The sequence below is a fragment of the Acinetobacter sp. ANC 4910 genome (assembly GCF_004331035.1).
Classification (GTDB): Bacteria; Pseudomonadota; Gammaproteobacteria; order Pseudomonadales; family Moraxellaceae; genus Acinetobacter.
In genome coordinates, this window is the sequence record NZ_SJNT01000003.1 from 248,268 (window position 1) to 260,306 (window position 12,039).

Consider the following 12,039-nt stretch of genomic DNA (forward strand, 5'->3'; position numbering starts at 1 on the left):
GTTTTTTCCTAATCATGTTTTAGATTGAGTGTTTTGAATCCAGAGTTGGCGACTTTTCAACGGTCGATCTCCCAACAAAGATGTAATCATTTGCCTATATAGCTTCGACAACAATTGTAACTGCTCTAGGTTAAATTCCCTACCACTTTCATAATTCTGCATACTCAGAATTTGTTGACCCAATAACGTAGAAGATGAGGCCCGAGTTGTTGGAATAAAGCCATCATTTAACTGAAAAGCATAATTTTGATGTGATTGAATCAAGCCTTGATTTGCATCTATTGTAAAATCAAGTGGATAACCTAACTCTTCCAACAATGCATGCTCAAATTGGCGAAGGGTTTGTTTTAAAAATAGTGTTGGATTAACTTGATGACTGAGTGTTTGTAAATGCTGAATAGTTGCAGAATATTGCCGAAAAGTCTCAGGCATTTCTACTTCAAGCGGACATAAACGTAGTAAAATTTCATTCAGATAAAAGCCAGAAAAAAATGCATCGCCAAAAAAGAAAATAGGATGATGCATAATTTCAAGTTTACTGAAATTTTTAAGCTCAGACTTTCCCGATGCTTGTAAACGCAATGGTTGATATTGTGGTGGCGGGGTTTGTCTTAAAATACCATCAACCCGCCCATGCTCTTGGGTGAATAAATGTACAATATGACTACGTTCACGGTATTTTCTATGGTGAATTAAATAACCATGCAGTACTTCATTACGCATGAGGAATTAACTAATCTTTCTTATTTTTATCATTTTGTTCGCTGTCCTCATCATCCCCATCTGGGATAACAGCACCAACCACTGCTGCGGTTCCTTTCACCACGCCTTTTGTGGTTTTATAAGCAATCTTTACAGGGACAGTGACAATCTTGTAGATACAACCTTGCAAAAATAACATACAAGCCATAACTGCAAATACTTTGACCATAACACTATCCCTATAAAATTTATTTTATGAAGACTTAGATATCGCTATAACCCAAGCTTTTCAGTGCTCGCTCATCATCCGACCAACCACCTTTCACTTTCACCCAAAGGGTTAACATGATCTTTTGTTCAAACATTTTTTCCATATCGACACGGGCATCCATACCAATTTTCTTGAGCTTAGCGCCTTTTTCACCAATCACAATGGCTTTTTGGCCGGGACGGTCTACAAAAATCGTTGCGTCAATATAGGTACACGCTGGTTTTGGACGACCTGTTTTTTCATTCACTGTCGCTTCTTCAGTCTTAAATGACTCGATTTGCACAGTTAGATCGTACGGAAGCTCTTCACCAAGCTGACGCATGATTTTTTCACGGATAATTTCTGATGCTAAGAAACGCTCAGAACGATCAGTCAATTGATCCAATGAATACATTGGTGGTTGGAAAGGTAAATACTTTTCAATGGTGTCGCGTAGATGTTCCAAGTTCGCACCACGAAGTGCGGAAACAGGAACAATTTCCGCAAAATTCATCAATTTTGCGCGTTCTTGAATCAATGGTAAAGCATGGTTTTTATTTTCAAGTGTATCAATTTTATTGATCACCAAAATCACAGGCATCTCTGCATTTTTAAGCTTTTCCAAAACAAGCTCATCATTTTGAGTCCACTTGTCTGCATCTAGAACAAACATGACCAAATTTACATCACGCAATGCAGAAGATGCAGCGCGGTTCATCATTTTATTGATGGCACGCACTTCTTTTTTATGCATCCCAGGTGTATCGACGAACACTGCCTGAGATTTTTCACGCGAATCAATACCCACAATCTTATGACGCGTGGTTTGCGGCTTACGTGAAGTAATCGAAAGTTTTTGTCCCAGTAAGTGATTCATCAATGTCGACTTACCCACATTTGGGCGGCCAACAATTGCAACAAAACCACTTCTGAAATCAGAAGGAATCGTGGTGCCTTGTTCACTAAAAAACTGGCTAATTAAATCATTAGTGTCGCTTGGCGACTCGTGATCAGCATCAATGTGATCGGAAGAATTTGACATGGCAGATTACTGCTCCAAAAGTTTTAAAATATCCGCCGCTGCAGCTTGTTCTGCAAAACGACGACTTGAACCTTCACCTTTAAATAGAGGCAAACCCTCAACCGTACAATTCACCTTGAAATGTTGGTTAGGCGCATCCCCTTGTATATCGACCACTTCATAAATAGGAAGTGGCTTTTTACGCGCTTGCAAATACTCTTGCAATCTTGATTTAGGATCTTTCAGTTGATCTGTCGGTTCGATATAGTCTAAGTAAGGTTCGTACCATTTTAGCACGATACGCTCCAACACCGTTAAGTCAGCACAATCCACATAAATTGCCCCAATAATGGCTTCAACAGTATCTGCCAAAATCGATTCACGATGATGTCCGCCTGACTTTAACTCACCTGTACTTAAAATTAAGTTGGTACTGAGTTTTAAGTCGTTTGCGATTTTACCTAATGCTTCCTGTCGAACTAAGGTCGCTCGCATGCGCGTCAAACGACCTTCATTTTCATGCGGATAAGCATGGTACAAATAATTGGCGATGATCATTCCTAACAACGCGTCACCTAGAAACTCTAAGCGTTCGTAATTATATTTATGGCTTACCGAACGGTGCGTCAAGGCAAGCTGAAGTAGCTCCGCTTGCTTAAACTGATAACCTATACGACTGACCAAGCGAATATCACTTAGTTTGGGCTGACCTTTGATCAAAACTTTTCTCAAACTTTAACACTAAATCAATATTCAGTAAGAAAGGCTTTCTTACCTCATAACTCTTTTTCACTTGTAAACCATCAACATTTGTCACTTGAGCAATGTCTTCGAATTTAATATCGCGAACATTATTCATATCTAAACGCTGCCCCATTTGGCTTGAGAATTTCGATGGACTGATATCAGCAGGACTACTTTGCAGTAACTCTGTAATCTGACTATCAATCACACGATCATCCCAATAGGGTCCCCAAACTGCAATTGCGACTTTTGCCAAAAAAGCAAAGCCAATAACTGCAATTAAAATACCAATATATGATGCACCCTTTTGATTTCGACGCATTTTTTATTTTCCATTTTGGTCAATTAATCAATTTTACCGTTACGACTGAATGACGGCAGTTTAAAACCAGGCTCTTTATGCATCCAAACATAAAATGCACGCCCAGTTAAGTTCTCTTCAGGCACAAATCCCCAAAAACGACTGTCAGCACTTTGATCACGATTATCCCCCATCGCAAAGTAGTGCCCTTTAGGAACTTTGACTTCCCAATATAAACCATTTTCAGTTGAGTATTTACCATTTTCAATATAATTAATAAATGGTGCTTGACGAGCAACGTTCACCCCTTCCAATTCACGCATCGTAAAGGTGTGTTCACCCAAAGTTTCTTTATGATAAATTGAGGTCGGTGTATCCAAGGCATCTTTTTCACGACTGAACTCAACTGGAACTTTCGCTACTTTTTTCCCATTAATCGTCAACTGACCATGATCATAAATAATATGGTCACCCGGCAAACCCACGACACGCTTGATATAGCTAATAGTCGGTTGTGGTGGATAACGAAAAACAATGACATCACCACGTGATGGCTCACCCACATCGAGAATTTTCTTATTCACAATTGGTAAGCGTACACCGTAGTCAAACTTATTCACCAAAATAAAGTCACCAGTTTCTAAAGTCGGAACCATAGAATCTGACGGGATATTAAACGGTTCATATAAAAATGAACGTAAAACCAAAACCACCGCCAATACAGGCCAGAAATCGTAAGCCCATGTAATAATGAAGTTTTCATTACCCCTACCCTTGGTTTGTCTTTGCTTAAATACAAACTTATCCAGCAACCACACCAAGAAAAAAATCAGCGTGGCAGGCACGAGTATTAAATTAAAATCAAAATCCATGAGCTAAACGACCTCTAATTCTTATCTTTCTACTTTCAACACAGCCAAGAACGCTTCTTGCGGGATTTCTACACTACCCACTTGCTTCATGCGTTTTTTACCTTCCTTCTGTTTAGAAAGAAGTTTCTTCTTACGTGAAACGTCACCACCATAACATTTAGCCAATACGTTTTTACGCATCGCTTTTACAGTAGAACGAGCAATAATTTGTGCACCAATAGCCGCTTGAATTGCTACATCGTACATTTGGCGAGGAATCAAATCTTTCATTTTCTCAACCAACGCAATACCACGATGACGCGCGTCATTACGGTGACAAATCATAGCCAAGGCATCAACCTTGTCACTATTAATTAATACATCAACCTTAACTAAAGCTGAACTTTCAAAACGCACAAAGTTATAGTCAAGCGATGCAAATCCACGAGAGCATGATTTTAATTTATCAAAGAAATCCATAACGACTTCAGCCATCGGGATTTCAAAGGTAATAGAAACTTGATTACCCAAGAATTTCATATCTTTTTGAACACCACGGCGTTCAATACATAGGGTCATGACATTCCCTAAGTACTCTTGCGGAACAAGAATATGACATTCTGCGATCGGTTCACGTAAATCTTCTACAGTAGATCCATCTGGCATTTTTGATGGACTATCGATATAAATCGTTTCGCCCTTTTTAGTTAATGCTTCATAAATTACAGTAGGTGCAGAACTGATGAGATCAAGGTCATACTCTCGCTCTAAACGCTCTTGCACAATCTCCATGTGTAGCATTCCTAAGAAGCCACAACGGAAACCAAAACCTAATGCATCTGAGCTTTCTGGCTCAAAGAATAAAGCCGAGTCGTTGATCTGCAATTTTTGTAGCGCTTCACGGAATGGCTCAAAATCACTTGCATCAATCGGGAAAAGACCCGCATAAACCTGCGGTTTAACCTTTTTGAAACCCGGTAAAATTGCAACATCAGGTGTAGCAGCAAGGGTAATAGTGTCACCTACTGGCGCACCAAAAATATCTTTAATACCCGCAATCACAAAACCTACTTCACCCGCTTCAAGCATGTCGGTATCGGTATGTTTAGGATTAAATACACCCACTGAAGTGACTGGGTGAGTTTGTCCTGTCGATTTAACCAACATTTTGTCGCCCTTACGGATACGACCTTGTTTAATACGGACTAAGGATACAACACCTAAATAGTTATCGAACCAAGAGTCAATAATTAAGGCTTGTAAAGGAGCTTCACGATCACCAACAGGTGCTGGAATGACATCAACTAAGCGCTCAAGTACACCCTCGACACCCAAACCAGTTTTTGCAGAACAGGTTGGAGCATCTGTCGCTTCAATGCCAATAATTTCTTCAATTTCATGAATTACCCGTTCAGGCTCAGCCTGCGGTAAATCAATTTTATTTAAAATAGGAAGAACTTCGAGACCTTGCTCAATTGCGGTATAACAGTTTGCAACCGATTGTGCTTCAACACCTTGTGCAGCATCTACAACCAATAGCGCGCCTTCACAAGCTGCTAAAGAACGAGATACTTCATAAGAAAAGTCTACGTGTCCAGGCGTATCAATGAAGTTCAATTGATATTCTTGCCCATTTGGATGCGTGTAATACAAGGTTACAGACGCCGCTTTAATGGTAATCCCACGTTCGCGTTCTAACTCCATTGAGTCCAAAACTTGGGCTTGCATTTCACGATCTTGTAAACCACCACACATTTGAATAAAACGGTCAGCCAAAGTCGACTTACCATGGTCAATGTGAGCAATAATCGAAAAATTTCGGATATTATTGATATCAACGGATTTTTTAGCTTGCGCCATGAGTTACCTTAAGAAAAAAATAGTGCCAAGTACAAAGCTGAGATACTAAGCGTAAGCGGTTAGACAAATTGCTGCCGATTATAGCAGATTGCAAAAATGAAAAAGTGATAAATTCGTTTAAACGTTTAGGTTTTTAAGACTGTACGTTTTTCAAACGCATGCCAGTAGAGTTTTAAACTGTATAGCTATGCGTAAAATCTAATGGATTAATCTGATCATTTAAGGGTTGATAAGCTTGTGAAAATGTCGGTGAAATACGTTTAGGTCGACCTGATTCAATTTCCACGCATGCCCATTTGGTCTGCCCCATAAATAATACAGCTTGATCCGCAGGTAGGTAGAAAACATACTGACGAAATAAATACATACTATTGATGTCACTTAGCCATGTACGCAACACAATTTCGTCATTCAATAAAGCTGCTTTGCGGTATTGCACATGATGTTCCACTGCAACCATGGCATGTTTTAATTCTAAATACTGTTGAATACCCAGACCTAACTGGTCAATATGTGCCGTTGCAACATCCTGCATCCACTGCACATAAACCACATTATTGACATGTCCCAACACATCAATATGTTCTGGCTTTACCACCAAATTTAAATCAAAAATTGCGCTCATTAATTTGTTTGTCCTGTCCATGGTTAGGTTAAAAGTTTAAAAACCATGTTGATGCTTTTCACACTTAAGTTGATTCAGCTGCGTAAACACCAGCCAAAAAAAAGCCAGTCTAAACTGAATAGACTGACTTTTTCCAGTTCATGTCATGATTTCACATCAAGATGCTTAAATACGCATCCCTAAAATAGCCCGCTGTCCTTCACGAATCAGTGAAACACGCACAATGCTATCTTTCTTTAACCCAGAAACTGTTTTGATGAACTCTTTCGAATTATTGATACTTGTATTGTTCAATTGGGTAATGACATCACCTGGTAAAATCCGTGCTTGAGATGCCACCCCACCACGCATAACATCTTGAATCAACACGCCACCTTTAATGCTGAGTTGTGCTAATTCAGATGGTGATAAATCACGAATTGCCACCCCAATTTTTGGCCCAGCACTTTCTGCACCTTGCTCAGCTTTAGCAGGCGTATCATCGGGTGCTGTGGTGAGTGTTGCAGAAATATTGCGTGTTATATCATCACGTAATATTTCAAGTTGAATAGTTTGATTCGGTACAGAACGGTTTAAATAATTGAGAAGTTCTGAAGTGCGTGAAATTGCGGCACCATTGTACTTCAACACAATATCACCTGCTTTCAGACCTGCTTTTGCTGCGGGTGAATTTGGCGTTACATCGGTAATTAAGGCACCTTCAGGTTTCGGTAAATTGTAAGATTCTGCCAAGTTACGATCAATATCCTGCATCATGACGCCCAGATAAGAACGAGTTACTTTACCATTCTTCTTCAACTGGTCGGCAATATCCATAGCAACATCAATTGGGATGGAGAAAGACAGCCCCATATAGCCACCCGTTCCACTGAAAATACGTGAATTTACACCAACGACTTCACCCCCTTGATTAAACAGAGGCCCACCTGAGTTACCCGGGTTCAAGGCAACATCGGTTTGAATAAATGGAACAGATGTTTCACCCATCATATTCCGCATTTTGGCACTAACAATTCCTGCTGAAGCAGAATAATCAAAGCCAAATGGAGAACCGATGGCCAATACAGGCTCACCCACCCTTAGTTGATCAACATTCCCTGTTTTTAGTGCAGGAAATTGATCCCCTTTCACTTTAAGCAATGCTACGTCGGTACGTTCATCACTACCGATGACCGTTGCATCTAGCTCACGACGATCATTCATCATAATCGTGACTTTAGAGGCATTTTCGACCACATGATGATTCGTTAGCAAATAGCCATCTTTACTGATGAAAAATGCACTGCCATAAGCCGTTTTTTCTTGTGGAGCCTGCTGCTGCGGAATAATGACTTGATTACCAAAAAAACGACGCAAGATTTCTGGTACTTGTTGTTGCATAATTTCTTCTTGGGTCATTTTTTTGACCACATTCACACTCACAACTGCAGGGCTGACTTGCTCAACTAAATTTGAAAAATCCACTGCTGGTGCGGCTTGAGTTTGTACCGCCACCATTGTAAAAACCGCAGCATATATTCCTTTTTGTAAATAGCCACTTTTCATAAAACTCATTCACTCAATTATTGTTACGTATTAGACAAAAAATTTTTATCATAAAACTTGTTATTCTTGCGTAATAATATGTTCAATTATGTTTTAGCAAAACAAGTACTTATTTTTAGATTAAGTTATAGTAACTTGATTGCTTTTTCTGATGAACACTCGACTATTTTACACTTGCCTTTTATCTCAAAAAGCGTTGTCATTACCAAACTTTTTTTAAAATTAGCTGATGGAAATGTCTAATTTAAGCTCAACGCATCAATTTGATGTGATTATTGTGGGCAGTGGTGGCGCAGGTTTAAGTTTAGCACTGTCATTACCTCATCATTTCAACATTGCAGTTTTAGCAAAATCGACCCTAACCGATGCCAGCACTTATTATGCACAAGGCGGGGTTGCCGCTGTTCTGGATGAAACGGATTCCATTCAACAGCATATTGATGACACCATGATTGCAGGCGCACATTTATGTGAACTCGACGCAGTCAAACAAACCGTTGAAGGCGGTAAACCTTCTGTAGATTTCCTGCTTAATAATGGCGTGCAGTTCACTTTAGATGAACAATCGCAGTTACATTTAACTCGTGAAGGTGGTCACTCACAACGTCGTATTATTCATGCGGCCGATGCGACTGGGCGTGCAATTTCGACCACGTTGGTACAACGTGCGCAAGAAAAAGACAATATTACGATTTTTGAAAATTTCATTGCGATAGATTTAATCACTTCGCAAAAACTTGGTTTAGACGAAGCACAAAATCGTGCCCTTGGTCTATATGCTCTCGATGAGAAAACCGAACAAGTTCATACGTTCCTAGCGCCGTTTACCGCTTTGGCATGTGGCGGTGCAATGAAAGCCTATCTGTATACCTCAAACCCTGACATCGCTACTGGTGATGGGATTGCGATGGCCTATCGCGCAGGGTGCCGCGTGGCAAATATGGAATTTAACCAATTCCACCCGACTTGCTTATACCATCCACAAGCCCGCTCATTCCTCATCACAGAAGCTATGCGTGGCGAAGGGGCTTATTTAAGATTGCCTGATGGTGAGCGTTTCATGCTGCGCTTTGATGAACGTGCTGAACTGGCACCACGCGATATTGTTGCGCGTGCTATTGACTATGAAATTAAGCGTTTAGGTATCCGTCATGTCTGGTTAGACATTACACATAAGCCAGAAGCCTTCGTAAAAGAACATTTCCCAACGTTGTATGCCCGTCTACTTGAATTGGGCATTGATATCACTAAGGAAATGATTCCTGTGGTGCCTGCTGCACATTACACTTGTGGTGGCGTGGTGGTTGATGAGCATAGTCAAACTGACATCCACGGTTTATACGCGATTGGTGAAACTTCCTATACGGGTCTACATGGCGCTAACCGTATGGCGAGTAACTCTCTGCTCGAATGCTTCGTCTACGGCATGAGTGCCGCTGAACATATTCAATCGCATTATGTTGAAAACTACAGCTCGCCTCAAGTTCCAGAATGGGATGATTCGCAGGTCATGAACCCCGATGAAGATGTGGTCATTTTGCAGAACTGGGATGAATTACGTCAAACCATGTGGAACTATGTGGGCATTGTCCGTACCACCAAACGCTTACAACGTGCCTTACACCGTATTGAAATGCTCAAGCGTGAAATCACGGAATATTATGAAGATTATCAGGTCAGTAAAAACCTGATTGAACTGCGTAACTTGGTATTGGTCTCTGAAATGATTGTACGTTGTGCAATGGAACGCAAAGAATCTCGCGGGCTACATTTCACTTTAGACTATCCTGAATTGGCGCCTGAGCTACGCAAAACTGTACTCACGCCGCCAAACTTTCAAGTTGAAACACCTTTGGTGAATGCTGAATAAAATACGGCAGGTACAGTTATTTTTAACTGTACCTGCCCACGAAGACATTCAATCTGTCACTCAATTTAAAAAACAATTACTCAATATTTGATGGCATTCGCAGTGGGGGTACTGAATATGTTCCTGTCACATGTGCTACAGGTTCATCTTCATTCACTGAATAAATCCAGACTTCGCCAACAATAAGGGCTTTGCCTACTTTCATTAATTTACAGACACCACGCAGGTCTTGCGAAGCCGCAGGTTTACGTAAAAAGTTAATGTTCAAATTAGTGGTGACAGTTAAGCCAACCAGCCCGATTTCACCCAGTATTGCAATATACAAAGCATAATCTGCAACCGTCATCATAGTCGGTCCTGAAACCGTACCACCCGGACGCAAATCTCGATCATCAATATGATAAATGACCGTTGCACCCCGATCACAAATAGATTCAATCTCACATTTTTCCAAACTTTGCGGAAAATGTTGCATCAAAAACTGAATAATTTCAGCTTGTTTACTTTGCATATTCATTGCGTATTATGATCCGTCTTCCCTATTCGATCATCACTATAAAAGATTATTCAGTGCTCGACACTAGGAAAATTGATCAACGATTACACCAAATATGACAAAGCTTGGGCAAAAACTTGTTCTGGTGTCTGCGTTGCGTCTAAACGTTTCATTCGTTCTGAATTTTGCTCCCAAAGCGTTTGATAACCTGCACGAACCTTTTCAAAGAAGCTGACTTTCTCTTGTTCAAAACGATCTAAAGCGCCACGTTCCCGTGCACGCGCCATACCTGTTTCAATTGGAGCATCAAGCCAGAAGGTAATATTCGGCATATGTGAAACAAAATGATCATTTAATAAATTTAATTTGGTTTGATCCAAGCCACGTCCCGAACATTGATAAGCAAAACTTGCATCGGTAAAACGGTCACATAAAACGGTTTTACCCGCTTGCAAGGCAGGTACAATGACTTGCTGTAAATGCTGTGCGCGTGCTGCATAAATCAATAATAACTCAGTATCATTTGACATCGATTCATCATGATTCACGGCAAGAAGTAGACTACGAATGTGCTCCGCCATTGGGGTTCCCCCTGGCTCACGCGTCAGCACGACATCTTTACCTTGCTGTTGAAAATATTCATGAATTTTACGAATGAGAGTGGTTTTCCCGACACCTTCTGTGCCTTCAAAACTAATAAACATACCTCACTCCTGCTTCGATTTTAATACGGATAAATATTCTTTGACGGCACGATTATGCTCTTCCAAAGTTGCACTAAATTTATGTCCACCATTGCCTGTGGCAACAAAATAAATCGTGCTGGAATCATCTGGATGCATAGCAGCCTCAATCGCTTTTTTACTTGGCAAAGCAATTGGTGTTGGAGGCAAGCCACTCATGGTGTAGGTGTTATACGCAGTCGGTGTTCTTAAATCTTGACGGGTAATATTACCTTTATAGCGATCCCCCATACCATAAATGACGGTTGGATCGGTTTGCAAACGCATACCTTTTTGCAAGCGACGTACAAACACCCCTGAAACTTGCTGCAATTCACTGTCCAAACTGGTCTCTTTTTCAATAATCGACGCCATAATCAGCGCTTCATATTTATCATTATAGGGTAAGTTCGATGCACGATTTGCCCAAGCCTGATCCAGATTCTTCATTTGACGGCGATACAAATCTGTCAAAATTTTCTTGTCCGATTCACCTTTATTAAAGAAATAGGTATCTGGTGCAAATAAACCTTCAGGATGTGAAAAAGGGATGTTTAAGGCTTGCAACATTTCAGCCTGAGGCAAGTTTGAAACCTCTTTTTTTACCAATGGATTTTGTTGTAATTGCTCAATTAATTGTTTAAAGGTGGTGCCTTCAATGACCAAAACGCGATTCATTTGTGCATTTTCAGCATTGGAAATAAACTCCAAAACCTGACGTACACTCATACCATTATCAATTTCATAGACGCCCGCTTTTAAGCTGTCATGGATCATGATTTTTTGATAAAACTTTAAAATCCATGGAAAATGAATTTTATTTTCTTTCGATAGCCGATCAATCAAACCCGAATAGCTATCCCCCTGACCAATCGCTAAAAGCTGTTTTTTCCCTTCGACAGGATAAGCTTTAAATAAGCTCGACCAAAGAATTCCCAAGACAACAACAAGAAATAGCCCAATAAAAATCCCCCATTTTTTTGCGGAGAATTTTGCTGTTGGCGTGCTTTTTTTAGCAGGCTTTTTTTTCGGTTTTGGTTTACTGCTCATAA

General features: G+C 40.3%; 13 protein-coding genes. 1 reads left to right on the forward strand and 12 read right to left on the reverse strand.

The window, feature by feature from the left end; translation table 11 throughout:
- Positions 1-12: 12 nt before the first annotated feature.
- From recO to E0H82_RS04520, 9 genes are all read right to left on the reverse strand, one after another.
- Entirely contained in the window at positions 13-723 is a 711-nt protein-coding gene (gene recO, locus E0H82_RS04480; protein WP_131263411.1) for a DNA repair protein RecO, read from the reverse strand.
- A 10-nt stretch (positions 724-733) separates the two neighbouring features.
- On the reverse strand, positions 734-931 hold the full coding sequence (locus E0H82_RS04485) for an NF038104 family lipoprotein (RefSeq protein WP_131263413.1): 198 nt from the start codon (positions 929-931) through the stop codon (positions 734-736).
- Positions 932-965: 34 nt separating this feature from the next.
- Positions 966-1,994 (reverse strand): GTPase Era, encoded by a 1,029-nt coding sequence (era, locus tag E0H82_RS04490; RefSeq protein WP_131263415.1) that lies wholly within the window; start codon positions 1,992-1,994, stop codon positions 966-968.
- Between the two features lie 6 nt (positions 1,995-2,000).
- Positions 2,001-2,693 carry a ribonuclease III gene (gene rnc / locus E0H82_RS04495; protein ID WP_131263417.1) on the reverse strand — a complete coding sequence of 231 codons (693 nt, stop codon included), beginning with the start codon at positions 2,691-2,693 and terminating at the stop codon, positions 2,001-2,003.
- Positions 2,665-3,039: a DUF4845 domain-containing protein gene (locus E0H82_RS04500; protein ID WP_044739971.1), complete on the reverse strand. Its 375-nt coding sequence runs from the start codon at positions 3,037-3,039 to the stop codon at positions 2,665-2,667. The genes rnc and E0H82_RS04500 overlap by 29 nt, the downstream gene beginning before the upstream one ends.
- A gap of 23 nt (positions 3,040-3,062) precedes the next feature.
- Complete coding sequence (lepB, locus tag E0H82_RS04505) at positions 3,063-3,890, reverse strand: signal peptidase I (protein ID WP_131263419.1); 828 nt, start codon at positions 3,888-3,890, stop codon at positions 3,063-3,065.
- A 21-nt stretch (positions 3,891-3,911) separates the two neighbouring features.
- Positions 3,912-5,729, reverse strand: a complete 1,818-nt coding sequence (gene lepA, locus E0H82_RS04510; RefSeq protein ID WP_131263421.1) for a translation elongation factor 4 — start codon at positions 5,727-5,729, stop codon at positions 3,912-3,914.
- A gap of 172 nt (positions 5,730-5,901) precedes the next feature.
- Complete coding sequence (locus E0H82_RS04515; RefSeq protein ID WP_131263423.1) at positions 5,902-6,354, reverse strand: acyl-CoA thioesterase; 453 nt, start codon at positions 6,352-6,354, stop codon at positions 5,902-5,904.
- A 165-nt stretch (positions 6,355-6,519) separates the two neighbouring features.
- Positions 6,520-7,899, reverse strand: coding sequence for a Do family serine endopeptidase (locus E0H82_RS04520; RefSeq protein ID WP_131263425.1), 1,380 nt, complete (start codon positions 7,897-7,899; stop codon positions 6,520-6,522).
- Between the two features lie 229 nt (positions 7,900-8,128).
- On the opposite strand from E0H82_RS04520, the gene nadB reads away from it, so the two are divergent.
- The gene (nadB, locus tag E0H82_RS04525; RefSeq protein WP_165492916.1) at positions 8,129-9,769 is read left to right on the forward strand and encodes an L-aspartate oxidase; all 1,641 of its coding nucleotides are present in this window, start codon (positions 8,129-8,131) and stop codon (positions 9,767-9,769) included.
- Between the two features lie 76 nt (positions 9,770-9,845).
- Here the strand turns inward: nadB and E0H82_RS04530 are convergent, their stop codons facing one another.
- The 3 genes from E0H82_RS04530 to mltG all read right to left on the reverse strand — a co-directional run bounded on the left by E0H82_RS04530 (position 9,846) and on the right by mltG (position 12,037).
- Complete coding sequence (locus E0H82_RS04530) at positions 9,846-10,280, reverse strand: PaaI family thioesterase (protein ID WP_131263594.1); 435 nt, start codon at positions 10,278-10,280, stop codon at positions 9,846-9,848.
- Positions 10,281-10,369: 89 nt separating this feature from the next.
- Complete coding sequence (gene tmk / locus E0H82_RS04535) at positions 10,370-10,969, reverse strand: dTMP kinase (RefSeq protein ID WP_131263430.1); 600 nt, start codon at positions 10,967-10,969, stop codon at positions 10,370-10,372.
- A 3-nt stretch (positions 10,970-10,972) separates the two neighbouring features.
- Positions 10,973-12,037 carry an endolytic transglycosylase MltG gene (mltG, locus tag E0H82_RS04540; protein ID WP_131263432.1) on the reverse strand — a complete coding sequence of 355 codons (1,065 nt, stop codon included), beginning with the start codon at positions 12,035-12,037 and terminating at the stop codon, positions 10,973-10,975.
- Positions 12,038-12,039: the final 2 nt, after the last annotated feature.

Bases quoted from the DNA above. Each gene is read 5' to 3' on its own strand.
- recO (WP_131263411.1), bottom strand. From the start codon at position 723: ATGCGTAATGAAGTACTGCATGGTTATTTAATTCACCATAGAAAATAC.
- E0H82_RS04485 (WP_131263413.1), bottom strand. From the start codon at position 931: ATGGTCAAAGTATTTGCAGTTATGGCTTGTATGTTATTTTTGCAAGGT.
- era (WP_131263415.1), bottom strand. From the start codon at position 1,994: ATGTCAAATTCTTCCGATCACATTGATGCTGATCACGAGTCGCCAAGC.
- E0H82_RS04500 (WP_044739971.1), bottom strand. From the start codon at position 3,039: ATGCGTCGAAATCAAAAGGGTGCATCATATATTGGTATTTTAATTGCA.
- lepB (WP_131263419.1), bottom strand. From the start codon at position 3,890: ATGGATTTTGATTTTAATTTAATACTCGTGCCTGCCACGCTGATTTTT.
- lepA (WP_131263421.1), bottom strand. From the start codon at position 5,729: ATGGCGCAAGCTAAAAAATCCGTTGATATCAATAATATCCGAAATTTT.
- E0H82_RS04515 (WP_131263423.1), bottom strand. From the start codon at position 6,354: ATGAGCGCAATTTTTGATTTAAATTTGGTGGTAAAGCCAGAACATATT.
- E0H82_RS04520 (WP_131263425.1), bottom strand. From the start codon at position 7,899: ATGAAAAGTGGCTATTTACAAAAAGGAATATATGCTGCGGTTTTTACA.
- nadB (WP_165492916.1), top strand. From the start codon at position 8,129: ATGGAAATGTCTAATTTAAGCTCAACGCATCAATTTGATGTGATTATT.
- E0H82_RS04530 (WP_131263594.1), bottom strand. From the start codon at position 10,280: ATGCAAAGTAAACAAGCTGAAATTATTCAGTTTTTGATGCAACATTTT.
- tmk (WP_131263430.1), bottom strand. From the start codon at position 10,969: ATGTTTATTAGTTTTGAAGGCACAGAAGGTGTCGGGAAAACCACTCTC.
- mltG (WP_131263432.1), bottom strand. From the start codon at position 12,037: ATGAGCAGTAAACCAAAACCGAAAAAAAAGCCTGCTAAAAAAAGCACG.